22 protein-coding genes and 1 tRNA gene are annotated in these 25,028 nt (G+C 67.3%); 9 read left to right on the plus strand and 14 right to left on the minus strand.

Annotation, left to right across the window (positions count from 1 at the left end; all coding sequences use genetic code 11):
• Nucleotides 1-21 precede the first annotated feature (21 nt).
• The 3 genes from ACAV_RS13285 (at nucleotide 22) to ACAV_RS13295 (ending at nucleotide 1,971) form a co-directional block, all read left to right on the plus strand.
• A complete protein-coding gene (locus ACAV_RS13285; RefSeq protein ID WP_013595092.1) occupies nucleotides 22-795 on the plus strand; it encodes a response regulator in 774 nt (257 codons plus the stop codon).
• Nucleotides 792-1,850 carry an ATP-binding protein gene (locus ACAV_RS13290; protein ID WP_013595093.1) on the plus strand — a complete coding sequence of 353 codons (1,059 nt, stop codon included), beginning with the start codon at nucleotides 792-794 and terminating at the stop codon, nucleotides 1,848-1,850. The genes ACAV_RS13285 and ACAV_RS13290 overlap by 4 nt, the downstream gene beginning before the upstream one ends.
• A gap of 47 nt (nucleotides 1,851-1,897) precedes the next feature.
• Nucleotides 1,898-1,971 (plus strand) — tRNA-Gly (locus tag ACAV_RS13295).
• Here the strand turns inward: ACAV_RS13295 and ACAV_RS23835 are convergent.
• Nucleotides 1,938-3,530: an MFS transporter gene (locus tag ACAV_RS23835; RefSeq protein ID WP_081463128.1), complete on the minus strand. Its 1,593-nt coding sequence runs from the start codon at nucleotides 3,528-3,530 to the stop codon at nucleotides 1,938-1,940. The genes ACAV_RS13295 and ACAV_RS23835 overlap by 34 nt on opposite strands.
• 202 nt (nucleotides 3,531-3,732) lie before the next feature.
• On the opposite strand from ACAV_RS23835, the gene ACAV_RS13310 reads away from it, so the two are divergent.
• Nucleotides 3,733-4,707: a LysR family transcriptional regulator gene (locus tag ACAV_RS13310; protein WP_013595094.1), complete on the plus strand. Its 975-nt coding sequence runs from the start codon at nucleotides 3,733-3,735 to the stop codon at nucleotides 4,705-4,707.
• A gap of 85 nt (nucleotides 4,708-4,792) precedes the next feature.
• On the opposite strand, the gene ACAV_RS13315 is transcribed toward ACAV_RS13310, so the two are convergent.
• From ACAV_RS13315 to ACAV_RS13325, 3 genes are all read right to left on the minus strand, one after another.
• Nucleotides 4,793-5,224, minus strand: a complete 432-nt coding sequence (locus ACAV_RS13315; RefSeq protein ID WP_157768766.1) for a hypothetical protein — start codon at nucleotides 5,222-5,224, stop codon at nucleotides 4,793-4,795.
• A complete protein-coding gene (locus ACAV_RS13320; protein WP_157768767.1) occupies nucleotides 5,214-5,465 on the minus strand; it encodes a hypothetical protein in 252 nt (83 codons plus the stop codon). The genes ACAV_RS13315 and ACAV_RS13320 overlap by 11 nt, the downstream gene beginning before the upstream one ends.
• A 195-nt stretch (nucleotides 5,466-5,660) precedes the next feature.
• A complete protein-coding gene (locus ACAV_RS13325) occupies nucleotides 5,661-8,045 on the minus strand; it encodes a LysM peptidoglycan-binding domain-containing protein (RefSeq protein ID WP_157768768.1) in 2,385 nt (794 codons plus the stop codon).
• Between the two features lie 195 nt (nucleotides 8,046-8,240).
• On the opposite strand from ACAV_RS13325, the gene ACAV_RS13330 reads away from it, so the two are divergent.
• The gene (locus tag ACAV_RS13330) at nucleotides 8,241-9,053 is read left to right on the plus strand and encodes an IS5 family transposase (protein WP_013592780.1); all 813 of its coding nucleotides are present in this window, start codon (nucleotides 8,241-8,243) and stop codon (nucleotides 9,051-9,053) included.
• A gap of 62 nt (nucleotides 9,054-9,115) precedes the next feature.
• Here the strand turns inward: ACAV_RS13330 and ACAV_RS24630 are convergent, their stop codons facing one another.
• Nucleotides 9,116-9,475 carry a hypothetical protein gene (locus ACAV_RS24630; RefSeq protein WP_157768769.1) on the minus strand — a complete coding sequence of 120 codons (360 nt, stop codon included), beginning with the start codon at nucleotides 9,473-9,475 and terminating at the stop codon, nucleotides 9,116-9,118.
• Between the two features lie 636 nt (nucleotides 9,476-10,111).
• Nucleotides 10,112-10,522 (minus strand): hypothetical protein, encoded by a 411-nt coding sequence (locus tag ACAV_RS24635; RefSeq protein WP_157768770.1) that lies wholly within the window; start codon nucleotides 10,520-10,522, stop codon nucleotides 10,112-10,114.
• A gap of 366 nt (nucleotides 10,523-10,888) precedes the next feature.
• Between ACAV_RS24635 and ACAV_RS13335 the strand changes: the two genes are divergently transcribed.
• The 3 genes from ACAV_RS13335 to ligD all read left to right on the plus strand — a co-directional run bounded on the left by ACAV_RS13335 (nucleotide 10,889) and on the right by ligD (nucleotide 15,579).
• Nucleotides 10,889-11,452, plus strand: a complete 564-nt coding sequence (locus ACAV_RS13335; protein WP_013595097.1) for a hypothetical protein — start codon at nucleotides 10,889-10,891, stop codon at nucleotides 11,450-11,452.
• Between the two features lie 174 nt (nucleotides 11,453-11,626).
• The gene (gene ku / locus ACAV_RS13340; RefSeq protein ID WP_013595098.1) at nucleotides 11,627-12,757 is read left to right on the plus strand and encodes a non-homologous end joining protein Ku; all 1,131 of its coding nucleotides are present in this window, start codon (nucleotides 11,627-11,629) and stop codon (nucleotides 12,755-12,757) included.
• Between the two features lie 11 nt (nucleotides 12,758-12,768).
• Nucleotides 12,769-15,579 (plus strand): DNA ligase D, encoded by a 2,811-nt coding sequence (gene ligD, locus ACAV_RS13345; protein WP_013595099.1) that lies wholly within the window; start codon nucleotides 12,769-12,771, stop codon nucleotides 15,577-15,579.
• A 15-nt stretch (nucleotides 15,580-15,594) separates the two neighbouring features.
• On the opposite strand, the gene bioB is transcribed toward ligD, so the two are convergent.
• From bioB to ACAV_RS13365, 4 genes are all read right to left on the minus strand, one after another.
• Nucleotides 15,595-16,659 (minus strand): biotin synthase BioB, encoded by a 1,065-nt coding sequence (bioB, locus tag ACAV_RS13350; RefSeq protein ID WP_013595100.1) that lies wholly within the window; start codon nucleotides 16,657-16,659, stop codon nucleotides 15,595-15,597.
• 310 nt (nucleotides 16,660-16,969) lie between these two features.
• Nucleotides 16,970-17,614: an aspartate/glutamate racemase family protein gene (locus ACAV_RS13355; protein ID WP_013595101.1), complete on the minus strand. Its 645-nt coding sequence runs from the start codon at nucleotides 17,612-17,614 to the stop codon at nucleotides 16,970-16,972.
• 7 nt (nucleotides 17,615-17,621) lie between these two features.
• The gene (locus ACAV_RS13360) at nucleotides 17,622-18,518 is read right to left on the minus strand and encodes an amino acid ABC transporter substrate-binding protein (protein ID WP_013595102.1); all 897 of its coding nucleotides are present in this window, start codon (nucleotides 18,516-18,518) and stop codon (nucleotides 17,622-17,624) included.
• Nucleotides 18,519-18,557: 39 nt separating this feature from the next.
• Nucleotides 18,558-19,886 (minus strand): aspartate aminotransferase family protein, encoded by a 1,329-nt coding sequence (locus ACAV_RS13365; protein WP_013595103.1) that lies wholly within the window; start codon nucleotides 19,884-19,886, stop codon nucleotides 18,558-18,560.
• A gap of 143 nt (nucleotides 19,887-20,029) precedes the next feature.
• Here ACAV_RS13365 and ACAV_RS13370 point away from each other — a divergent pair, with 143 nt between their 5' ends.
• Nucleotides 20,030-20,908: a MurR/RpiR family transcriptional regulator gene (locus ACAV_RS13370; RefSeq protein ID WP_013595104.1), complete on the plus strand. Its 879-nt coding sequence runs from the start codon at nucleotides 20,030-20,032 to the stop codon at nucleotides 20,906-20,908.
• A gap of 77 nt (nucleotides 20,909-20,985) precedes the next feature.
• Here the strand turns inward: ACAV_RS13370 and ACAV_RS13375 are convergent, their stop codons facing one another.
• The 4 genes from ACAV_RS13375 to ACAV_RS13390 are packed head-to-tail and all read right to left on the minus strand — an operon-like array spanning nucleotide 20,986 to nucleotide 24,961.
• Nucleotides 20,986-21,456, minus strand: a complete 471-nt coding sequence (locus ACAV_RS13375) for a VOC family protein (protein ID WP_013595105.1) — start codon at nucleotides 21,454-21,456, stop codon at nucleotides 20,986-20,988.
• A 46-nt stretch (nucleotides 21,457-21,502) separates the two neighbouring features.
• Entirely contained in the window at nucleotides 21,503-22,321 is an 819-nt protein-coding gene (locus ACAV_RS13380; protein WP_013595106.1) for a YdcF family protein, read from the minus strand.
• Nucleotides 22,318-24,366, minus strand: a complete 2,049-nt coding sequence (locus ACAV_RS13385; protein ID WP_013595107.1) for an acetyl-CoA carboxylase biotin carboxylase subunit — start codon at nucleotides 24,364-24,366, stop codon at nucleotides 22,318-22,320. Before ACAV_RS13385 ends, ACAV_RS13380 begins: the two co-directional genes overlap by 4 nt.
• 55 nt (nucleotides 24,367-24,421) lie before the next feature.
• Complete coding sequence (locus ACAV_RS13390) at nucleotides 24,422-24,961, minus strand: NYN domain-containing protein (RefSeq protein ID WP_013595108.1); 540 nt, start codon at nucleotides 24,959-24,961, stop codon at nucleotides 24,422-24,424.
• Between the last annotated feature and the right edge of the window lie 67 nt (nucleotides 24,962-25,028).

Raw genomic sequence — 25,028 nt, forward strand, 5'->3', positions numbered from 1 at the left:
TGGGCATTGTGTGGAGATGCGATGGAGCCGGAAAATCTCGGTAGAGTGCGCTGCGTGTCGATCCCACCCCACCGCATCTTCCGGGAATCCGCGTCCCAGGCGCTCGTGCTCATCGCGGAGGACGAACCCGAAATCGCCGAGATCCTCGCCGCCTACCTGGCACGCGACGGCCTGCAGACCGTGCATGCGCCGGACGGCCAGGCCGCGCTCGCGATGCACCAGGCACTCAAGCCCGACCTCGTCCTGCTCGACGTGCAGATGCCCCGCGTGGACGGCTGGAAGGTGCTCAGCGAAATCCGCCACCGCGGCGACACGCCCGTGGTCATGCTGACGGCCATGGACCAGGACATCGACAAGCTCATGGGCCTGCGCATCGGCGCGGACGACTACGTGGTCAAGCCCTTCAACGCCGCCGAGGTCGTGGCCCGCGTGCAGGCAGTGCTGCGCCGCAGCCGTGGCGCCGGGGGCGGCGCGAACGCCCAGGCGGTGCTGCGCGCCGGCATCTTCCAGATCGACCCCGAGACCCACGAGGCCAGCGTGCACCTGGACGGGCAGCGCCACCTGCTGGACCTGACGCTCACCGAATTCAAGCTGCTCGCCTGCCTCATGCGCTCGCCCCGCCGCGTCTTCACCCGGCTCGAACTGCTGGAAGCCTGCCTGCCCGAGGGCGACACCCTGGAGCGCACGGTGGACAGCCACATCAGCAAGCTGCGCAAGAAGCTGGAGCCGCTGGGCGTGGAGGGCCTTCCCGTCAGCGTGCGCGGCGTGGGCTATCGCCTCGGGAGCGGCGAATGAGCAGTTCTCCCGGCCTGCGCCGGCAGGTGATGCTGTCGCTGGGTGTCATGGCACTGGGCATCATCCTGATCTCGATGATCGGCTCGTACGGCTTCTACGCCGTGCTCATGGCCTATTCGCCGTCCAGCATTTCCGAGACCTGGGTGCCGTCGCGGGTGGAACTGGCCTGGATGCTGGCCACCCTGCTCGCCGCGCTGGCCATCGCCATCGCCGTCGCCGTGCGGCTCTCGCGCCGCATCCTCACGCCGCTGAACGCGGTGGCCGAGAGCCTGCGCAAGGTGGCCCAGGGCGACCTGCAGGCCCGCGCCGCCACGGACGACCACTCCATGGGCGAGACCGCCCAGCTGGTGCGCGACTTCAACGCCATGGCCGAACGCCTGCAGGCCATGGAGAAGCAGCGCACCTTCTGGAACGCCGCCATCGCCCACGAACTGCGCACCCCCGTCACCATCCTGCACGGGCGCCTGCAGGGACTGACGGAAGGCGTGTTCGAGCCGCGGCCCGAACTGTTCCAGGGCCTGCTGCGGCACGTGCAGGGCCTGAGCAGGCTGATCGAAGACCTGCGCATGCTGGGCCTGCGCGACAGCGGGCACCTGGAGCTGGAGCAGATGCAGGCGGACCTCGCGCAGGAAGTCGCCTCCGTCGTGCATGCCTTCGGGCCCGACCTGCATGCGCGCGGCTTCACCGTGCAGGCCGACATCGCAGCGCCCTGCACCGTGACCTGCGACCCGGTGCGCATCCGCCAGGCCCTGATCGCCCTGCTGGAGAACGTGCGCAAGCATGCCGACCCGGGCCTGGTGCGCATCCACGCCCGCGTGGCGGACGGCCAGTGCCACCTCGGCGTGGAGGACGAGGGCCCGGGCATGACCGATGAACTCGCCGCCCAGGTCTTCGAGGCCTTCCACCGCGGGGACCCCACCCGCCCGCAGCAGGCCGGCGGCAGCGGCCTGGGCCTGGCCGTGGTCAAGGCCATCGCGGAGGCCCATGGCGGCCACGCCACCTGCCAGGCCGCGCCCGGCGGAGGCTCCGTGCTCTCCCTGCACTGGCCCACGTGAAAGTAGCGCTAGAATCCAGCCCGTCGTGCGCCGCAATGGCGCCACGCGCGGGTGTAGTTCAATGGTAGAACGGCAGCTTCCCAAGCTTCATACGAGGGTTCGATTCCCTTCACCCGCTCCAGTTTTCCTCCTCCCTTCCGCGGGCGCACTGCCCTCCTGCCGCAGGCCGCCCCGCCCCAGGCAGGCCCACACGGCCAGCGCCGTCACGGCCGTCACCACCGCCAGGCCCTGCGCCAGCCGCGCGAACGCCGCTTCATAAGCTTCCACCAGCGCGTGCGGGGCCACCGCCGGCACCAGGGCCATCGCATCCTCCAGCCGCCCCGCCCCCAGCAACTGCGCCACCGGCAGGCCTTCTGCGGCGCCGGGCAGCCGGGCCTGGATCAGCCCCGCCAGCACGGAGCCGACCACTGCCAGCGCCACGCCCTCCCCCGCCACGCGCGTGGTGCTGAAAATCCCCGCCGCCATGCCCGCACGCTCAGGCGGCACCACGCTGACGGCGAGCCCATCCATCAATCCCCAGGGCAGGCTGATGCCCGCACCGATCACCACCATCGCCGGCAGGGCCTGCAGCCCCGTCCGCGCCGCCGCCAGCCACAGCAGCCCGGCCGCGCAGGCCAGCAGGCCCACGCCGCACAGCACGGCCGGCGGCCACCGGCGCGCCAGCCGCCCGGCCGCGAGCGGCAGCACCAGCAGCGGCGCAGAAAGGGCCGCCATCATCCACCCCGCTCGGCCCGCGCCCATCCCTTCGATGCCTGCGAAACGCATCGGCAGCAGCACCAGCAACACGACGAAGGCATAGGCCGGCGCAGCGGCCAGCAACTGGATGCCGAGGAAGCGGCGGTAGCGCAGCAACGACAGATCCAGCAACGGCGCGGGGCTCCGCCGCTCGATGTGCGCGAAGACGGCGAACAGCAGCCCTGCCACCGCCAGGCCGCCGATCACACGGGGCTCCGCCCATCCCGCCTGCGCCGCCGCCAGCACGGCGCAGGTCAGCACGCTGAGCGCCAGCGTGAACGCCACCGCGCCGCCCGTATCGAAGGCGTGCGCTGCAGGCGCCCGCGTTTCCCGCAACGCGCCCCGGCCCAGCCACACCGCCACCCCCATCACCCCCATCACCAGCCCGAAAATCGCCCGCCACCCGAACGCCCCCGCCAGCGCGCCGGCCGTGACCGGCCCCAGCACCAGCCCGATGCCGAACGCCGTGCCCAGCCAGCTGAACGCGCGGGTGCGGGCATCGCCCTCGAACTCCTGGGCCAGCGCAGCGGCACCGCCCGCGAACACCGCCGCCCCCGCCAGCCCCTGCAGGCCGCGCAGCACGTTGAACACCGCCATGCCCGTGGCGAACGGCAGCGCCGCCGACGCCACGAGGAACAGCCACGCCCCCGCCATGAACACCCGGCGCCGCCCCATGCGGTCCGCCAGCGCCCCGGCCGCCAGCAGGCAACTGCCGAAGGCCAGCATGAACGCATTCGTTACCCAGGCCAGCGACGCGGCGGACGCATGCAGCGTATCGGCGATGCCGCCCAGCGCCACGGCCGGCCCCGTGAACACCATCGGCATCGTCGCCGAGGCCATGCAGACGGAGGCGAGCACGCGCAGGCGCCGGCCGCGGTCCGGATCCGGCGGGTTGCCGGGGGAAGCTGGCGAAATGGTCGGGGTACCGGAGGACAGTAAGGACATTGTGGAAGAGCGCCCGAAGGCGGCACAGGAATGCGAAACGGCGAAGACAGGAAGAACGAGGCCACGGCACCAAGAGGTGCCAAGCCCGATGCCGTGAAGATAGAACTTCCGCATTCGGTGAAAAACAGGCATCGCCTCCGATCAATCCGGAAGAAAATTCCGCAATCAATGCGCTCCATCGCATTCCTACCGAAACCTCCCCATGGACACCCCCTCCAGCCTCTCCGCCCTCCTCGCCTTGGTGCGCACCGCGGAGCTGGGCAGCTTCGTCGCGGCGGGCCGCGCGCTCGGCATCTCGGCCTCGGCCGTCGGCAAGGCCGTCGCGAAGCTGGAGCAGGAACTGGGCGTGCGCCTGCTCCAGCGCAGCACCCGCCGCATCGCCCTGACGGAAGAAGGCCGGCAGTTCCACGAACGCTGCCGCCGCATCCTGGACGACCTGGACGACGCCCGCGCCATGGTGTCGCAGGCGGCCGCCGCACCACGCGGCCGCCTGCGGGTGAGCGTGCCCATCGTTGCCTACCACCTCCTCCTGCCCCGGCTGCCGGAGTTCCTGGAGCGCCATCCCCAGGTGGAACTGGACATCGACTTCAACGACCGCATCGTGGACCTGATCGGCGAAGGCGTGGACATCGCCATCCGCAGCGGCGACCTGCCCGATTCACGGCTCATGAGCCTGCCCCTGCGGCACTACCGGTCCCTGCTCTGCGCATCGCCCGAGTACCTGGCGCGGCGCGGCACCCCGGCCGCCGTGGGCGACCTCGCGGACCACGACGGCATTGCGTTCCGCTATCCCAATTCAGGGCAGTGGCTGCCCTGGCCGCTGCCGGAAACCGGCGGGGCCACCGTGCCAGAAGAGCCGCCCCCACCGCTGTCGATGTCGTCGGCGCCATCGCCATCCCCCCTGCCCCGCCTGCGCCGGGTCCTCGGGTTCAACAACATGGAGGCCGTGCGCGGCGCGGCGCTGGGCGGCCTGGGGATCGGCTGCATGCCGGATTTCCTGGTGGAGGGGCCTTTGCGGGAAGGGGCATTGCGGCAGGTGCTGCCGGATCCGGAGGGGCGACCGGCGGGGCGGTTCCGGGCGGTGTGGCCGACGAGCCGGCAGTTGTCGCCGAAAGTGCGGGTATTTGTGGATTTTTTGAGGGGGGTTTTGGGATGGAAGGACCCATCAAATCGATAACTTGAATTTGAAAAGCAAGCCGATTACCGTCTGTAGAAGCGGGGCAACTTCACAAAATTCCGGACAGGCTCGCGTTCTTCAACGGTCAAGGCAGCTTCGCCTTGCCAAGACATTCAAAGCGTCCTCCGAAATCAACGAATGGGTCCTTGTTGATCTTCGTCCTGAACTCCAGCGGAAACAAGGCCTCGACCGAGACACCCGCCATGCCAGGCTGCGTTTCGAGAAAGGCTTTTAACTGCTTCCTTGAGAGATCGGCCAAGTTCATATTCACGTGGAATGTGCGCCCTCCGCCGAATAAGCCGAAAGAAAACACGCGCTCGATCCCAACGACGTAGCCGTCGAACGACTTCCCATCGGGCGCCGTGAACGCAGCTCTGGTCGATAGCGCTCGTTCCGATTCCGGAAGCTCGTTCCCAATCATTACCGGGTGGTAGTGATCGTCTTCGTCGTCGTAGCGCCAAATCGGACAAGCCGCGAAGTCTGCAGCAGTGGCAACCTTCTTTGCATCAATGGTCAAGTTGAACCCCCTTAATTAGGCCAGGGTCCCGAAGGATCAATTGTGCCGGTGTCCGCCCAGAACTCGGCGTGATCACGATGTTCTGACCAATGCCGCCAATCGGATCGAATCGGTCAAAGAAGCGCGTTGCGACAACCTGATCTTCGAGGCTCATGACCTGGATCGGAACGTCCTTGACACCCGCCAAGTTGAACGCGACGAGACGACGATTGTCGATTGAGAACGGCAGCCCGTCGTGCATTACGACTTGAAGCGGATCACCGACTTGGTCCACCGTGACCTTCCCGGACCTGAGATCGGACACAAGGCTATCGATTGTGCCTCCCTTAGAGAAGAACGGGCTTGCATCGGACTGCGTGAAGCGAAGTTTAGCCGGGTCCGCGCGATAGAAGCCTGGAGGGATGTCTACACCGGCGCCGAAGTCAATCAGCCCAGTTCAACCGGCGCCCCACGCGGTCCCGGCATTGCCAATCTGCCCAACCCCAACCCCCTCCATAGGCGCACTCGGCGCAAAATCCCGTGCCAGCTGACTATCGATCGCAGCCTTCAACTCAGCATTCAGCAGCGATGTCTCACTGCGCGCGACATTGAAGATCCGGGCTCCCGCACCCAGCACCTTGGCCAGGGCAAAGCCTCCGAATTCGTTTATAGCTGCTTCCGGCAAGCCTTTCGCAGCTTGAACCCACCACTGGCTACCAAGCACGGGATTCATCCCGCCTAGCGTGGACTGCAGGTAGTTGACGACCGGTGCCTGGCGGGTCACACCATCCCATTGAGAAAGGTACTGGACTGGGCGGCTGCCGTCGTTGGCGGGCGCTAGAAGCTCTGCCTCACTCAATCCTCTCGACATCATGCTTTGGTAACGGAACCCCGCACGAATGTCTCTAGCGTCTTGATTGGCCAGAGTGGAGGCCTGCGCGGCTGCTTGACGCGCAGCCTGTTCGGCGGCGGCTTGCTCACCAATCGCTATGTCATTGCCATAGAGCCTCAACCCCGTCGTGGCAGCCGCCGTGTCCGCGCCGGGCAACATGATGGACTGGTCGGCCATGATGCGCCGCGCATTGCCGATGCCGTTGATCTCAAACAGCTGGCCTACGTAGTTGTTGATGGCACGCTGGCTGGCTCCAGTGCCCAACTGCGAGCGCGCAATCCGCTCCAGCGAACCACCGAAGTCCCCCGCACGCACTGTGCGAAGCGCATCTTCTACTTGGGCCGGCAGTGGCTGCATCTCGATGTCACCAGGCATCCGCACCGGATACGCAACCGCGCCTTCACCGTCAGGCGACGCCGCGGTGGGTACCATCTGACGCAGGCCCAGGGGATCAAGAGCATATGTCCTTGCCGCAGTGTCCTGTGCAAAGGTGAGCTGCGGCCCACTTGCAGCCGCCAGGCTTTGCCCAAGGGCGTTGCCAAACGCATCGGTCGCCACCTGCTGCACGCTGACACGCCCGCCCTTCAGCACCGCCGTGGTCATCCCTGCAGCGAAGCCCGACACGGTTCCACGGGCCAACCCCGTCGCGAAATCGCTTCCCCAACTTCCGAACACGTTGACTTTGTCCAGCGCTCCGCCGACAGAAGCGCCAACTCCAGCACCAATCGCACCTGCCGCCACGGATTTCCAGTCGAAACGCTGCTGCAGCCCCGTCACCGTGCCTACGCCTTGGGAAATCGTGCCCGAGACGGCCTGCCTGACTGCTGCATTCGCGAAGGCACTGTCCATCTTCGGCAACCATCCGGAACTGCCCAGACCGCTCGTGATGCCACTACCCAGTGCACTGAGGGCCACGCTCTTCCAGCTGAAGCCGTCCTGCGTACCAATCAGGTTGCCCACCATCTGGCTGGCGATGGAGCCGACAGCCCCCCCTATGGCAGCCGCTGCAATACCTGCTGCTCCGTAGCTGCCCGCAAGGGCGGCCGATCCGACGGCGAACGTGCCAGCCGTTGTAGCGGTGACCCCTGCAGCAGTCCCGGCGGCTACGCCTGCACCCGTGGTTGTTCCCATCGCACTTAATGCACTCGCAGCAGCACCTGCGGTGTAGATCGTCACCACAATTGCCACGACGATCATGATGATCGCGCCGACTCCCCCGCATCCGCCTCCATTCGCCGGCACCGGCAACACCGGATCCATGCTCCCCATCGCCTGGCTCGGGTCATACGGCTGGAACGTCTCCACGCTGTTCGCATTCAGCGCCAGCTTGGGCACCGTCAGCGTCTGCCCCGCCGTCAGGGCCCCGTCGCCCGACACCGCCAGGCTGTTGGCGTCCGCGATGCGCCACCACAGGCTCGCGTCGCCCAGCACGTTGCGCGCGATGTCCTTGAGCGTCTCGCCGCCCACCACCGTGTAGGCCACCGGGTCCAGGCTCTTGTGGCGCGGGCGGATCTGCGCGGCCTGCAGGCGGAAGTCCGCCGTGTCCACGTATGCCGGGTTGTTGGTCTGGGGCGTGTTCTCCTCCTGAGTGGGCGCGTCACCGTAGCGCGCCAGCACTTCGCCGTTGGCGACCAGCTGGCGCTGCACATGGCCGGGGGTCAGGGCGCTGCCCGTCACCCCGCCCTGGTAGCCCGAGGCCGGGTTGGCGATGCTGCTGTTTACCTCGCCCTGCGCGTTGAACCCGCCCTGGCTCACGAACACCGCCGTGCCGTTGGCGTCGTTCACGAACGTGCGGTCGTAGCGTGCGTCGTTGCTCGTGGCCTGCGTCGCCTGGTTCGTCAGCGCCGCCGCCAGGCTTCCGTCCGGGGCCTGCGCCGCGCTGCCCGTCACCTTCGGCTGGCGGATGCCCACCACGAAGCCGTTGGCGTCGCGCTGCGTGATCGTGCCCACCACGTCGCCGCCGCGGCGCGTGAGGGCCGCGCTCTGCTGCCAGCTGTAATAGGCGCCCGCCTCTATCTGCGCTTGCGCTTCGACCCAACCTGTCCCTTCAGCGCTGCGGCGCGCCGCCGGGACAGGAGCTCCTCAACATTAGAGCGTGTTATGAACTTTGCTCCCTGAGCGCGGAGCCGAGGGTAGAGTTTGCAGATGCCCCGCAAGCCCTACCCGACGGACGTGAGCGATGAAGAATGGAGCTTCGCTGCGCCGTACCTGACCCTGATGGACCCGCATGCGCCTCAGCGTGGACACGACCTGCGCGAAGTCTTCAACGCCCTGCGCTGGCTGGTGCGCGCGGGAGCACCTTGGCGGATGCTGCCCAACGATCTGCCACCCTGGGAGGCGGTCTACCAGCAGAGCCGCCGGTGGCTGGATGCGGGTTGCTTCGAGGCGATGGTCTCGGATTTGCGCTCCATCATCCGCGTGGCACAGGGGCGCCAGGGCCAGCCCAGCGCCATGGTGATGGACGGGCGCACACTGCAATCGAGCTGCGAGAGCGGGCCGCGCGCGGGCTACGACGGCTACAAACGCAAGCGCGGCAGCAAAGTGCATATGGCCGTGGACACGCTGGGTCATCTGCTGGCGGTGCATGTCACGCCGGCAGACGAACAGGAGCGTGCGCAGGTGCAGCGCCTGTGCGAAGACGTACAGCAGGCTACGGGCCACACGGTACAACTGGCTTGGGCCGACCAGGGCTACACGGGTGAAGCGGCATCCAAGGCGGCGCAGGACAGCGGAATTGACCTGCAGATCGTGAAGCTGCCCGAGGCGAAGAAGGGCTTTGTGCTGCTGCCGCGCCGCTGGGTGGTGGAGAGAAGCTTCGGCTGGCTGGCAAGGTTTCGCAGGCTCTCCCGGGACTACGAGCGGCTACCCGAAGTGCTCGGCGGGATGCATTTCCTGGTGTTTGCGGTGCTCATGTTGCCCGCCGCCGCGCGGGTGCTGGCTGCGGCGGGAAGTTCATAACACGCTCTAGTGCCGTTGCCAGCCAGCACGGACCGCCTTCATGCCGCGAGCGGAGGAAGTAGTCAGACCATCCAGACTATCGGGAAGGCGAACCATATACCTTCCACATTTGGGTCAACTTGAGCGTGTCTCCATTCAGCGATGACTGATTTCGCGAACTCCTCAGGGTCATTGCCAACATCCGCCGTCAACCGCCAGCCGGAAGCAGAGCCGTCATCTCCCGTTATCGGCTGCGCTCCGCTTCGCATCAGGCCGACTATGTGGTCCGTCACAAAGCTTTCGAGCTCGCTGCCCGTCAAACCAAAACCATATCGACCATTCTTCACTATCTGCCACAATCCAACAGGGTCGGTCCGCGACTCCTCGATAGATTTCTCAATCCACTCAGATTTCGAGGTGCCGAATTCAATATGGTTTTTCATGATTACTTCACTTTTGATGAAATTTTATTATATCGGACAGGAATTAAATAATAATATCGACAATTATTCCATTGTTGCTGCCATTGCGATCGCAAACCCACCTTGATTATTCGGCAGCTCATACCATTTTCCCTAATATAGAGGTCTATTGACTAGGCTTGCCCCTAGTCTTTTGAGTTCATAAATGATGGCATCCAATTGACCGTGGTCACGGTTCGAATGTCTGGCGTAGCACTTTCTTGGACTTGACCAATAGGCTGGCCACCAAGCATGAGCACACCGCTCACAGATTGCGGACTGTTTTCTCCACCCGAACCAATGCCACTGTTATGTTTCAGTTCGTAGCATACGGTGCTGGGGCTACGCCCGAGCAGTCGGCGATGGACCGCCCGATCCATACTTGCTGGACCAGCGCGAGACCTGCGTGAGACGTTCTTCGGGCTGCAAGTGCGCGTATCGCGAAGTCATCTGTGCAAGCTACCTGAGGTTCAGGTGTTGCACTTCAGGTTTGAGACCACCATTATCAACGCTTGTCACCGTGCAGTTGAGCAGTTCGCACTCAACCCCAGCGATGACACCACCGTCACCAATCAAGATATTCTCGTCTTGCAGGCATACTGCCGTACAAGGCGTACGCTAGGGAAGGTCTGCACGAATCGTCCAGCCGTCATGATGAAAGGCCCAAATAATACTCAGATCAGGGCATGCAACGAGAACATCGCCGTTGAATAAATTCTCTCCGAATACATCAAGGAAGCCCGAGACGAAGCGTACGACATCCTCACCACTCACCTCAAATGCGCCTCGACCATCCAAATAGGAAACGTCATTGACAAAATAGATCAAATTACCCAATCCAGCATCTAATTTGAAATTTTCAAAAATTTGCAAATCGCTCATATCCATCCAGCCGGCCATATGCCTCCAGCCAGGTTGTTTTTCAACAAATTTTTGAAAATCACTCAAATCCGCCATGTGCAATCCAATCATTTCAGAGAGTATTTTCACAGTTTCTGAAAAATTGACACGGGAGTGATCGGCGGGCACTTTATTCAATCTAAATTTATCAGAACAACAAACAACATTCCGTTCTTTTCAACAACAACCACTTCCAGAAGAGCTGAAGGGGTATTTAAAACATAGCAATAGCCATTCCAACATTCATTTCCTGCCGCCCTGTGAGGAACAAAACGCCAAGGATGCCTCGAAACCTTTCAGCCCTCCCCCAACCATAGCGCATGTAGGCCCAAGCCTACGCAATAACGTGCCGCATCACCCACATGCGCTCCTGCCGCACGTATCGACGATGGACGAGCTACATAACCTGCTAGACCCGCGGCCATCCGCCGGGCCGCGCGAGGGAAGCCCGCCGTCGGGATCGCGGCGTTGCGCTTCTGGAAAGGACTCCCATCCATGACCACCAACTTCCAAGACCTGCAGGCGAAGGCCATCGCCTGGTGCAAGGACTTCGAGCAATACAAGGACGAATGCGTCGTCCTGGCGCAGCGCCTGCGCGTAGAGTTCATCGCCCACCTGGGCGCGCGTTCCGGCGACGTGGAGTTCCACGCACTGGACGAGCGGCTGGAGCGCATCGCCGACGAGCGCACATCCCTCTGGCCGCGCCTGCAGCTGGGCGACGACGGGTTTTTCTATTTCGGCCTGACGCTCTTCTTCCGCACGGACGGGCACTGCCTGGACGAGCACATCCGCGTGGGCATCCAGAAATCGCGCACGCACTGGCGCGTGCGCTGGAACCAGAAGGAGTCGGTGTATTCCACGACCGGCTCCAACAGCGCGTTCTTCGACAAGATCACGGCCATCACGCTGGAGAAGTTCTCCACGCCGTTCCGGCGCATGAAGGGTCAGCTCGGCTTCGTGCCCACGCTGCAGAGCGATCACCATGTGGTGGCCTCCGCGCCGCCCAGCCCCGCGACCGGCACGGGGGCCAGCGCGCCTTCGGACAGCGGCGAAAGCTGATCCCGGCGCACTTGCGTGCCGGCCAGCGGCGGTGTTGCACATGGCGAGCGATCGCCTGCCGCCACCGGCGCCGTGGCCGGTGCACGTCCTACAGCCTGCGTGCCGCGGCAGGGCTAACGTCAACCGCACCCCGTGTGCCGGCACATCGCCGCCGCTTCGCCCAGGAGAGTCCGCATGGCCGAGAAGAAAACCCGAACCACCCGTTCCCGCACCGCCTCCGCTCCCGCAGCGTCCGCGAAGTCCGCCGAGGCCGACACGGCGCCCGGCGGGCAGGCCCCCACCTCCACCCGCGCGCTCTGGAAGGGCGCGATCAGCTTCGGCCTGGTCCATGTGCCGGTGGGCCTGTATTCGGCCACGCGGGACAGCGGCATCGACTTCGACTGGCTCGACAAGCGCAGCATGGATCCGGTCGGCTACAAGCGCATCAACAAGAAGACCGGCAAGGAGATCACGGCGGAGAACATCGTCAAGGGCGTGGAATACGAAGACGGCCGCTACGTGGTGCTCACGCCCGAGGAGATCGCGCAGGCCTATCCGAAGACCACCCAGACCATCGAGATCGAGGCCTTCCTGGATGCCGACGAGATCCCGTTCGTCTATCTGGAGCGGCCCTACTACACGGCGCCGCTGCCCCGCGGCGAGAAGGTATATGCCCTGCTGCGCGAGGCGCTCAAGGCGAGCCACCGCGTGGGCGTGGGCAAGGTGGTGATCCAGACCAAGCAGCATCTGGCGGTGCTCATTCCCTGCGGACGGGCGCTGGTGCTCAACCTGCTGCGCTGGGGCGGCGAGATCCGCTCCTTCCAGGAGCTGAACCTGCCCCCGGCCGGCGGCAAGGCCGTCGGGCTCAAGGATGCCGAGATGCGCATGGCGCGGCAGCTGATCGACGACATGACACAGGGCTGGGATGCGGACCAGTTCCGCAATTCGTTTTCCGAAGAGATCATGAAGCTGGTGGAAGCACGCGCCCAGGCTGGCGACATCGCCGAGGTCGAGCCGCTGGAGGCACCGTCGGACGCGGGCGGTGCGGACGTGGTGGACCTCACCGCCCTGCTGCGCCGCAGCCTTGAAGGCGGGCGGCGCAAGGCCGTGGCCGGGACGGATGGAAAGGGAGAGGAAGGCGAGGATGAAGCAGACGATGGCGCGAAGGGGCGCAAGACCTCCAGCGTGCGGCACCTGCCCGCCAAGTCCGCCAGGACACGCTCGGCATCCACCGGCAGCGCGAAGGGCAAGGCCAAGGCCCCCGCGAAGCGCGCGACCTCCAGGTCCTCCGCGAAAGGCGCCCCGGCGGGCCGCAAGGCCGCCTGAGCCCGTACGCCATGGCACGACGCTCCACAGCCTCCGGCACTGCGCAGGGCGCACCGCAAAAAGCGCCGCAAAAGGCGGCACCGGATGCCCTCGCGGACTACGCCCGCAAGCGCGATTTCCGCAGCACCCCCGAGCCCGGAGCGGAGCCGGGCGACGCCCTGCCGCGCGGCGCGCTGCGCTTCGTGGTGCAGAAGCACTGGGCGAGCCGCCTGCATTACGACTTCCGGCTGGAAATCGACGGCACCATGAAGAGCTGGGCGGTGCCCAAGGGCCCGAGCTTCGACCCCAGGGACAAGCGCATGGCCGTGCAGGTGGAGGACCACCCGGTCGCCTACAACCGCTTCGAAGGCCAGATCCCTGCGCGGCAGTACGGAGCGGGCCGCGTCATCATCTGGGACAAGGGCTACTGGGTGCCGCTGGAAGACCCCGCCCGTGCGTGGCGCGCGGGCAAGCTCAAGTTCGAATTGCACGGCCACAAGCTCCAGGGTCGGTGGACGCTGGTGCGCATGCACGGCCGGGGCAACGAGCGCCAGCCGCCGTGGCTGCTCATCAAGGAGCGCGACGGGCTGGAACGCGACGCCGTCGAGTACAGCGTGGTGGACGCCATGCCGGACAGCGTGAAGTCGCTGCCTGACCTGCCTGTGCCCCCGCCCGCGCACGGCAGGCAGGCCCGCGGCCCTGCCCCATCCGGCACCCGCCGGACGCCCGCCCGCGGCAAGGCTCCGGCTTCCGCGCAGTCCCTGGAGACGACTTCAGGCCGGACGATTCGGGCCGGTACTTCCCGGCGCCCCAAGAAGGCCCCGCTGCCCGCGGCACTGGCGCCGCAACTGGCCACGCTGGTGGATGGCCCGCCCACCGGCCTGGCCGAATGGATGTTCGAGCTCAAATTCGACGGCTACCGCATCCTCGCGCGCATCGAGGGCAGCGAGGTGCGCCTCATCACCCGCAACGGCAACGACTGGACCCACCGCATGCCCGGGCTGGCGCGCGCCGTGCGCGCGCTGCCGGTGGAGTCCGGCTGGATCGACGGCGAGATCGTGGTGCCCGACCGGAATGGCATCCCCGATTTCCAGGCGCTGCAGAATGCTTTCGAGAGCGGGCGCCGGCCTGGAAGCAGCGCGGCGGGCACCCCGGACGGCGGCGCGGTGGACCGCAGCGGCCTGGTCTTCTACGTGTTCGACCTGCCCTTCCTCAATGGCCACGACCTGCGGGGCCTGCCGCTGGCGGAGCGCAGGGAGGCTCTGCGCACGCTCGTGGCCGAGGCGGGCAGCGACACCGTGCGCTTCAGCGACGCGTTCGAGGCGTCGCCCGGCGAATTGATCGCCTCCGCCTGCCGGCTCGGCTTCGAGGGCGTGATCGGCAAGCGCGTGTCATCGGCCTATATGTCCGGCCGGTCGGCCGACTGGATCAAGCTCAAGTGCGGACAGCGGCAGGAGTTCGTGATCGGCGGCTATACGGACCCGCAGGGCACGCGCACCGGCCTCGGCTCGCTGCTGCTCGGCGTGCACGGCGACGACGGACAGCTGCACTATGCGGGCAACGTAGGCTCCGGCTTCAGCGAGCGCACCCTGGCGACACTGCACGCGCAGCTGCGCTCGCTGGCCACAGACCGCAGCCCCTTCGCCGAAGGCACGCAGGTGGGCCGCAAGGCGCACTGGGTCAAGCCGCAACTGCTGGCGGAGGTGGCCTTCGCGGGCTGGACGCAGACGCGCCATGTCCGCCAGGCGGTCTTCCGCGGCTTGCGCGAGGACAAGCCTCCGCGCGAGATCGTGCGCGAGACGCCCGCACCGGCCGCCGCGGTGGCGGGCACGCCGTCCACCCCGCCGGCGGCCCCGCGCCGTGCTTCATCCGACGCCACGCCCTCCAGGGCACGCTCCACCATGACCTCCCGCCGAACCGCATCCGCTCCTTCGCCGGCCGCCCCGACCTCCTCGCTGCGCGTGACCCACGGCGACCGCGTGATCGATGCCGCGAGCGGGACCACCAAGCTGGAGCTGGTGCGCTACTACGCCCTGGTCGCGCCCCTGATGATGGAACACCTGCTCCAGCGCCCCGTCTCGGTCGTGCGGGCTCCGGAAGGCGTGGGTGGGGAACTCTTCTTCCAGAAGCATCCGGAGCACGGCTCGGTGGACGGCGTGCGCACGCTGGATCCGGCGCTGGATCCCGGCCATCCGCCCCTGGCCGAGATCGCGGGGCCCGAAGGCCTGCCTGCCTGGGCGCAGATGAACACCATCGAGTTCCACAGCTGGAACGCCCGCAGCGACCGCATCGACCGGCCCGACCGGATCGCCTTTGACCTCGACCCCGGCGAAGGCGTGCCCTGGGACAAGGTGCAGGAGGCCGCCACGCTGATGCGCGTGATGCTCACGGAACTGGGACTGCCGGGCTTTCTCAAGACCAGCGGCGGCAAGGGGCTGCACGTGGTCGTGCCCATCAAGCGCCTGCACGGCTGGGATGCGGTGAAGGGCTTTTCGCAGGCGGTGGTGCAGCACATGGCGCGCACCATCCCGCAGCTGTTCGTGGCCAAGAGCGGGCCGCGCAATCGCGTGGGGAAAATCTTCGTGGATTACCTGCGCAACGGCTTCGGCGCCACCACGGTGAGCGCATGGTCCGCACGCGCCCGGCCCGGCCTGGGCATTTCCGTGCCGCTGCGCTGGGATGAACTGGGCGCGCTCTCCAGCAGCACCGAATGGACCGTGGCCACCGTGGAAGAGCGGCTGCGCGAAGGCAACGCGTCCTGGGAGGGCTACGACAAGGCGGCCGTCTCCATCACGCAGGCGATGAAGATGCTCGGGTACGAGGCGCCGCGCGGCGGGCGCTGACCGCCCCGCCTGCCTTCAGGCGGCGTGGTGGTGCAGGTCGTGGGGCTCGGTGGAGGCCACCTGGCGGCCCTTCATTCCCAGTCTGGCGAGCAGTTGCACGTCGGCCTCCACGTCGGGGTTGCCGGTCACCAGCAGCTTGTCGCCGTAGAAGATCGAGTTGGCCCCGGCCAGGAAGCACAGCGCCTGCACGGCATCGCCCATCTGCTGGCGGCCCGCCGAGAGGCGCACGCGCGCGCGGGGCATGGTGATGCGCGCCACCGCGATCACCCGCACGAAATCGAGCGGATCGACGGGATCGCTATCGGCCAGCGGCGTGCCGGGCACGCGCACCAGGCTGTTGATGGGCACGGATTCCGGATACGGATCCAGGTTGGCGAGCTGGGCGATCAGGCCCGCGCGGTGCACCGGCGCCTCCCCCATGCCGATGATGCCGCCGCAGCAGACGCTGATGCCGGCCTCGCGTACATGGCGCAGGGTGTCGAGCCGGTCCTGGTAGGCGCGGGTACTCACCACGTCGGTGTAGTACTCGGGCGCGGTGTCCAGGTTGTGGTTGTAGTAGTCCAGGCCCGCACCCTTGAGTGCCTGGGCCTGGTGCGGCTCCAGCATGCCCAGGGTCGCGCAGGTCTGCATTCCCAGTCCCTTCACGGCGGCGATCAGCTCGCCCACCTTCTCGATGTCCCGGTCCTTGGGGGCGCGCCAGGCGGCGCCCATGCAAAAGCGCGTGGCCCCGGCGTCGCGGGCGGCGCGGGCGGCGGTGGTCACCTCGTCCACGCTCATGAGCTTCTGCGCCTTCACGCCCGTGTCGAACTCCGCGGATTGCGGGCAGTAGCCGCAGTTCTCGGGGCAGCCGCCGGTCTTCACCGACAGCAGCGTGGCCAGTTCCACGTCGCCCGCGGGCCAGTGCTCGCGGTGCACGGACTGCGCGCGCCAGAGCAGATCCATGAACGGCAGGTCCAGCAGTTCCTGCACGGCCTGCACGCTCCACGTGCCGGCCGCGGCAGCGGGAGCACGTGCGGGGCGGTGCAGTTGCACGGGAATGGCGGGGGCTTCGGAGCGGGTATCGGAAAGAGTGGCAGTCATGGCAGTGGGTACGGACACAAGTTGCACGCAGGGCGTTTCGGCTGGATTCTGGAAGAGAACGGGGCCGTATGCCAAGCCTTTGCCACGAAAAACCCGTCCGCTCGACGCATGGAAGAACGGCCGGCATTTTCGAAGGACGTTGGCAGCAGGATGCAACCAGAAACCGGCGCTTTGGCCGGACTTGGGAAACCACCGCTTCGCGCCACTGCCATCGGCGCCGATCACGCTGCCATCTGCCGCCAACCTCCCGCCCAGGGCGGACGGCGGCGGCTGGAAATCGCCGCAATTGGCGCCACGATGGGCGCCGCTGTCAGCCCCCCAGCAGGCCGCGGAGCCTGCGCACGGCGCTGTCCACCGTGGTCAGGACCGGAAGGCCGCTCGCCTGCGCGCAGGCGTCGCGTGCCCGCGCCATGCTGAACTGGGCCAGCGCGATGCGGGTGCATCCACGCTCGGCCAGCGCACGGGCCTGCCGGGCGATGAGCGCATCGTGGGCCGGGCCGTCCCCGGCATTCAATGCATCGAGCGCTCCTTCGGCCAGTGCCGTCTCGAGCGCGGTACCGGGCGGGAACTCTGCCGGCATGGAGCGCAGCGTGGGCGCGAAGGTGGCGACCAGCCCCAGTGGCCCCGCGCCCTGCACGGCCTCGTCGATCATCGCCTCGTTGGGGCGCAGCACGGGCATGGGGGCATGCGTGCGCGCGACCGCGTCGATGCAGGGGCCGAAAGCCGAGCAGGTGAACAGGATGCCCTCGGCGCCCGTGTCCACCGCGTAGCGCGCCAGCCGCACGAACCGCTCGTGCATGGCGCCGTCGAGCCCCCCTCCTCCGGCCGCGAGATCGGCAGAAAGGCTGTCGTCCAGCAGGTTCATGCGCACGGCCTGCGGCCAGTCGCGTTCGAACGCGCCATTGATGGGGGCCACCGAATGGGCCAGGGCGTGGATCAGGGCGATGCGGGGCATGGGGAACTCAGAGTCCTTTGTCGGAAGGTTGGGCGAAGGCGTCCCGGGTCTCGGCATTGAGCGGATAGCCGATGTTCACGCCCCGCGGCGGAATGGGCGACATGAACCACTTCCGGTAGAGCCGTTCCATCTCGCCGGATTGCATCATGCCCGTCACCACGCGGTCCACCAGGGCCTTGAAGGCCGGATCGTCCTTGCGGAACATGAGCGACTGGTTCTCCGTGCGCAGCGGCTCGCCGGTGATGAGGAAATCCTTGGGATTGCGCGCCGTGGCGACCAGGCCGGCCAGCAGGATGTCGTCCAGCACGAAGGCCTGGGCGCGCCCGCTCTCGACCAGCAGGAAGGAGTCGGCATGGTCCTTGCCGGCCATCTGCTGGATGTCGAGGTTGCGGCCCTTGTCGGCCTCTCGCAGCAGCCGCAGCGACGTGGTGCCGCTGGTGGCCACCACCGTCTTGCCCTGCAGGTCGGCGATGCTGCGGATGCCCGAATCGGCGCGCACCAGCATGCGCACGTTGTAGCGGAAGATGTCCGGCGAGAACGCCACGAGCTTCTGGCGCTCCACCAGGTTGGTGGTGGAGCCGCACTCGATATCGACGGTGCCGCCCGCCACCAGGGGAATGCGGTTCTGCGAAGTGACGAGCTGGTAGCGGATGTCCAGCTTCGGCAGTTGGAGCTCGGCCTTGATCGCATCCACGATCCTCATGCAGATGTCGATGCTGTAGCCCACGGGCGTGCCCGTGCCGGCGTTGTACGAAAAACCGAAGGACGATTCGCGGTGGCCCAGCGTGATGGCGCCGGAGTCCTTGATCTTGTGGAGGGTGGAGGCGGCCTCCTGCGCAGGGGCCTGGGTGGCGAGCGCGCATGCGGCGGTGAGCGCCAGCATGGCGCGACGGGAACGGGACATGGAAGGACTCCTTGCGGAAACGATGGAAACGGTGGGCAATCAGGCGGCGGAGGTGGCGGCGTCCACCGCGTCGGCCAGGCGGCCCGCGATGTCCTGCAGTTCCGCGCGCGAGGCGATGAAGGGCGGCGCCAGCAGCACGTGGTCGCCCACGCGCCCGTCCACCGTGCCGCCCATGGGATAGCACAGCAGCCCGCGGGCCATCGCCTCTTTCTTGGTGCCAGCGTGCACCTTGCGCGCCGGATCGAACGGCGTCTTGCTGCCCCGGTCCTGCACCAGCTCGACGCCCCAGAAGAAACCGCGCCCGCGGATGTCGCCCACGTGGGCATGGCCGCCGAGCGCCTGCCGCAGCGCCTCCCCGAAGAACACGCCGTCGTCCCGCACCTTGGCGAGCAGGCCGTCGCGCTGGATCACGCGCTGCACGGCCAGCGCCGCCGCGCAGGCCATCGGATGGCCCAGGTACGTATGGCCGTGCTGGAAGTAGCCGCTCCCGGCCGACATCGCCTCGACGATGCGCTTGTGCGCCAGCACCGCCCCCACTGGCTGGTAACCCCCGCCCAGGCCCTTGGCGATGGTGACGATGTCGGGCACCACGCCCTCCTGCTCGCAGGCATGGAGCGTACCGGTGCGTCCCATGCCGCACATGACCTCGTCGAGGATGAGCAGCACGCCGTGGCGGTCGCACACCGCACGCACCGCGCGCAGGTAGCCGGGCACGGGCGTGAGCACGCCGGCCGTGGCGCCGCCGACCGTCTCGGCGACGAAGGCGATCACGCGTTCTGCCCCCTGTGCGAGGATGGCGGCCTCCAGCTCGTCCGCCAGGCGCTGGCCGTACTGCACGGGCGTTTCCTGCGCGCGCTGCTCGCGGTAGGGATAGCAGGCCGACACATGGGTGACAGGCGCCAGCAGGGGCGCGAAAGGCTCCCGCCGCCAGGCATTGCCGCCCACGGCCAGCGCACCCAGCGTGTTGCCGTGGTAGCTCTGGCGCCGCGCGATGAAATGCGTGCGCTGCGGCTGGCCGATCTCCACGAAATACTGGCGCGCCATCTTGAGCGCCGCCTCCACGGCCTCCGATCCGCCGCTGACCAGGTACACGTGTTCCATGCCGGCGGGCGCCCCGGCCACCAGCACGTCCGCCAGTTCCTCCGCCACCGCGGTGGTGAAGAAGCTGGTATGGGCATAGGCGAGCCGGTCGATCTGCGCATGCATGGCGGCGATCACGTCCGGATGCCCATGGCCCAGCGAGGACACGGCGGCACCGCCCGAGGCATCGAGGTAGCGGCGGCCTTCGGCATCCACGATGGTCATGCCCTGGGCGGCAACGGCGACGGGTGGCGTGTGGTGCAGGTGCCGGTGGAATACGTGTGTCATCTTCAACGTTTGTGGATCAAATGTTCCATGCATTGTGATTTGGAACATTCGTTTCGTCAAACATGATTTTCAGAACACCTGGAGCACCTGCCGTTTCGGTACAGTCGCCGCATCCGCCCCGCCTGCCCCCCACGCCTCCGTCCATGCCCCCCTCCATCCAGGAACACATCCGCCAGCGCTACCCCGAACTCAGCCCCGCGTTGCAGGACATCGCGCGCTACCTGCTCGACCATCCGGCCGAGGTGGTGACCTCGTCCATGCGCCATGTGGGAGTGCAGTCCGGTGCGACGCCGCCCACGCTGGTGCGCTTCGCGCAGCAGGTGGGGTTCGACGGCTGGCCGGCCCTCAAGGCCGCCTTCGCGGCCGACCTGGGGCTGGGGGGCGACGCCTACGGCGCTCGGGCGCAGCACCTCGTGGCCCGGGCCGGCGAACCCGGCGGGCTGACGGAGGAAATGTTCGGGGTGCAGCGGCGCAACCTGGAGGCCACCCAGGCCCAGAGCGGCGCGCGGCTGGACAAGGCCTGCGCGCTGATCGAGAAGGCGAAGACCGTGCACGTGGCTGGCTTCCGGGCGAGCTACCCCATCGCCTTCGGCCTGGTGTACCAATACCGCCTGTTCCGCCCCGACGTGCACCTGCTCGACGGCCAGGGCGGCACGCTGGAAATGCAGCAGCGCGCCATGGGCAAGGGCGACGTGCTGGTGGTAGCTAGCTTCTCGCCCTATTCCCACGAGGCACTGCAGGTGGCGGAGGCCGCGCGCGATGCGGGTGCGCGCATCGTGGCACTGACCGACAGCTTGGCCTCGCCCCTCTCGCTGCTGGCGCAGCAGACGCTGCTCTTCAGCATCCACAGTCCCTCGTTCTTTCCCTCGGTGGCCGCGGGCCTGGCGCTGGCCGAGGCCCTGGTGGAACTGCTCGCCAGCCGCGCGGGCGCCGCGGCAGCACGGGCCATCGGCCACGCGGAACAGCACCTGCACGCCAGCGGCGCCTACGTGCGGCCGCCGCGCGGACGGGCCGGCACCTGACCGGCCAACACGTCCGCCGCGCAGCGCCACACAGCGCCCGCAACCGCCGCCCGGCACGGCGGCACGGGCGCAGTCCGTCAGCCCAGCGCGGCGATCACCTCCGGCGGCGCCTGCACCAGTTCGATCAGCACGCCTTCGCCGGCGATGGGGAACTCCTCGTTGCCCCGGGGATGCAGGAACGTGATGTCGTGGCCCGCCGCCCCCTTGCGGATGCCGCCCGGTGCGAAGCGCACGCCCCGCGCCGTGAGCCATTCCACGGCACACGGCAGGTCGTCGATCCATAGGCCCACATGGTTCAGCGGCGTAGCGTGCACGGCGGGCTTGCGGTCGATGTCGAGCGGTTGCATCAGGTCCACCTCCACGGCATGGGCGCCCTGCCCCATCGAGAGGATGTCCTCGTCCACGTTCTCGCGCTCGCTGCGGAACGTCCCGGTCTGCTGCAGGCCCAGCATGTCCACCCAGAGCGTCTTGAGCCGCTGCTTGTCGGTGCCGCCGATGGCGATCTGCTGGATGCCGAGGACCTTGAAGGGGCGCGTGTCGGAAGTCATGAAGGGGCTCCTGGAAAAAAGCCGGCCCTGCGGGGCCGTGGCGGGTTCAGATCTCGCGCAGCGCCCAGCTGCTGAGCATGGCGAAGTATTCGCGCAGCCAGGCGTTGTAGCGCGTGGTGATCGGCGTCGGGGCACCGACGGGCACCACGCCGGCCAGCCCCTGGCGGCGCGCGATGCGCGTGGCACGCATGAGATGGAAGTCGCTCGTGACGATGGCCGTGGGCGCCGCCGCGCCCACGCCGCGCGCCTGCAGCAGGGGGCGACTGAGCGCGATGTTCAGTTCCGTGCTGGTGCTCTCGCGCTCCTGCACGATCCGTCCGGGCGCGATGCCGTGGCGCTCGCGCAGGTAGCGGGCCATGATCGCTGCCTCGCTCTCGGTCTCGCCCAGGTCGATGCCGCCGCACACGGCCACGAGCGCCTGCGGCTGCCGGCGCGCCAGCTCGGCGGCCGTGTCCAGCCGCGCGGCCAGCGTGGGCCGCGGCTGCCCGTCCAGCGTGCCGGCGCCCAGCACCACGATCGCCTGCACGGGCGGCACCTCGGCCGGCGGCACGCCGTAGTCCCGCAGCCAGGACCAGAACCACGCCACCGATACCAGCCACAGGCCGACCGCGCACCAGGCCATGCGCCACGCCAGGATGCGGCCCCGGTGCCCGCGGCGCCAGCGGGCCGCCTGCTCCCAGCGCAGCGCCAGCACCAGCAGCCCGGCACCGCAGACCGCCGGCAGCGCCACGCCCAGGTTGAACTGGCGCAGCGCCATGAGCCACAGGCCATCGCCGAGCAGCACCGCGCCGGCCAGGGCCAGCGGCAGGCGCGCCCCGGGCAGGCGCCATCCTGGCCCGGCGGCAGCGGACGTCGCCGTCCTCACTGGAACTCGAGGATGACGTCGTCCACGGCCAGCGAAGCGCCGCGGGTGGCCATTACCTTGCCGACCACGCCATCCTGCGCGGCGAACAGGATGTTTTCCATCTTCATGGCCTCGATCACCGCCAGCTTCTCGCCGGCCTGCACCTTCTGGCCCTCCTGTACCGCCACGTCCACCAGCAGGCCGGGCATGGGCGAAAGCAGGAAGCGCGACAGGTCCGGCGGCGCCTTGTAGGGCATGAGCCGGTGCAGCCGCGCACCCGCCGGCGACAGCACCATGGCCTCGATCTGGGTGCCGTTGTGCGCGATGCGCAGCGCCAGCGGATTCTTGCCCGCGCCCCGCTCCACCTGGGCGGTGAAGCACACGCCGTTGCACTGGCCCTGTACGCGGATCTGGCCCAGGGTGGCGGCGCTGCCGATCTGGTAGTCCTTGCCGCCCACGCGCACGCTGCTGCCACCGGACGGATCCTGGAAGTCCGTCACCGACACCTCGTGGTGCACGTTCTCGCCCCCGGCCCCCAGCACCACCACCACGAACTGCTCGCCCACCTTCACCTGGTGCCCCGCCAGCTGGCCGCTGATGCCGCTGGCGCGCGCGCGGTAGCGGCGGTGCATGTAGGCCGCCAGCGCCACGAGGAAGAGCGGATCGTCGTGCGGCACGTCCTTGGCGTGGAAGCCCTGGCCGTAATGCTCCGCGATGAAGCCCGTGTTGAACTGCCCGGACACGAAGCTGGGATGCGCCAGCAGCGCCGCCTGGAACGGGATGTTGCTGCTGATGCCGCGGATCACGAAGCCGTTGAGCGCCGCGCGCATCTTGTGGATCGCATCCTCGCGGTCGGTGCCGTGCACGATGAGCTTGGCGATCATCGAGTCGTAGAACATCGGTATCTCTCCGCCCTCATAGACGCCCGTGTCCACCCGCACGCCGAGCTTCTTCTCGGTATCGGCCTGGAACATGCTCTCCAGCGGGGGCTGGAAGCGTACCAGCCGGCCGGTGGAGGGCAGGAAGTTGCGGAACGGGTCTTCGGCATTGATGCGGCACTCGATGGCCCAGCCGTCGCGCTTCACGTCCTGCTGCGCCAGGGGCAGCGCCTCGCCGGCCGCCACGCGGATCATCAGCTCCACCAGGTCCAGCCCCGTGATGCACTCCGTCACCGGATGCTCCACCTGCAGGCGGGTGTTCATCTCCAGGAAGTAGAAGTCCTGGTCCTTGCCGACCACGAACTCCACCGTGCCGGCGCTCTGGTACTTCACGGCCTTCGCCAGCGCCACGGCCTGCTCGCCCATGGCCTTGCGCGTCGCATCGCTGATGAAGGGCGACGGCGCCTCCTCGATCACCTTCTGGTGGCGGCGCTGGATCGAGCATTCGCGCTCGTTCAGGTAGATCACGTTGCCGTGTGCGTCGCCCAGCACCTGGATCTCGATGTGGCGCGGCTGCTGCACGAACTTCTCGATGAAGATGCGGTCGTCGCCGAAGCTGTTGCGGGCCTCGTTCTGGCAGGCGGTGAAGCCTTCGAGCGCTTCCTTGTCGTTGTAGGCCACGCGCAGGCCCTTGCCGCCCCCGCCGGCCGAGGCCTTGATCATCACCGGGTAGCCGATGTCGCGCGCGATCTCCACCGCGCGTTCGGCCGACTCGATGGCGTCGTTCCAGCCCGGGATGGTGTTGACCTTCGCCTCGTTGGCGAGCTTCTTGGACGCGATCTTGTCGCCCATGGCCGCGATCGAATGCGCCTTCGGGCCGATGAAGGCGATGCCTTCGTCCTCGCAGCGCTGCGCGAAGGCCTCGTTCTCCGACAGGAATCCATAGCCCGGGTGGATCGCCTGCGCGCCCGTCTGCTTCGCGGCCGCGATGATGCGGTCCGCCAGCAGGTAGGACTCGCGCGAGGGCGCCGCGCCGATGTGCACGGCCTCGTCTGCCAGCCTCACGTGGCGGGCGTCCTTGTCGGCATCGGAATACACGGCCACCGTGGCGATGCCCATGCGGCGGGCGGTGGCAATGACACGGCAGGCGATCTCGCCGCGGTTGGCAATGAGGATTTTGGTGAACATGGTGCGTCGAAAATGGGGTTGCGGGCGGACGTGGATGCAGGTGGCGGGCAGGCGATCAGGAGGTCCGGTCGATGGTCGGGCTCATGTCCTCCATCCAGAGGACGTTGTCCGAATACGACTGCAGGTCCGGCGACAGGCTGGCTGCGGAACCGGACACCCAGACCTCCTTGTGCAGTTCGGACTTCACGTAGGAGATCGCGTCCTCGAAATCGCCGTCTCCCGCGGAAAGGATCAGCCGGTCGTACACGTTCTGCGCGGCCAGCTTGATGATCAGCGTGGCGATGCCCACGTCCACGCCCTTCTGGACCCACCGGTCGGACGAGTGGCCGCATGCCGCGCAGCTCATGTGCATCCTCTTGAGCTTGTAGAGCTGCACGCGGAACTTCGGCCCATGGGGCGGCGCGGTCTTGATCCACGAATGGAACGCGTTCTGCGCATCCGTGGCAGGGTCGCTCACGGAGTTCAGGTAGTAGCTCTCGCGGATCGGCCCGCCGTTCAGCCGGGTGATCTCGTTCTTCAGCTTGAGGTAGTCGAAGGGCCTGCTCTTGCCGTAGTTGAAGAGGTAGGCTCCATCGACGATCCAGACGGTTTTCATAGAATTCTTTACGAGCTGGTCAATGGCCGATGGCAAGCGGTTTCATAATTTTTCGGAATCATTTATT

Origin of the sequence: Paracidovorax avenae ATCC 19860 (assembly GCF_000176855.2) — a bacterium.
In the GTDB taxonomy this organism is placed as follows: Bacteria; Pseudomonadota; Gammaproteobacteria; order Burkholderiales; family Burkholderiaceae_C; genus Paracidovorax; species Paracidovorax avenae.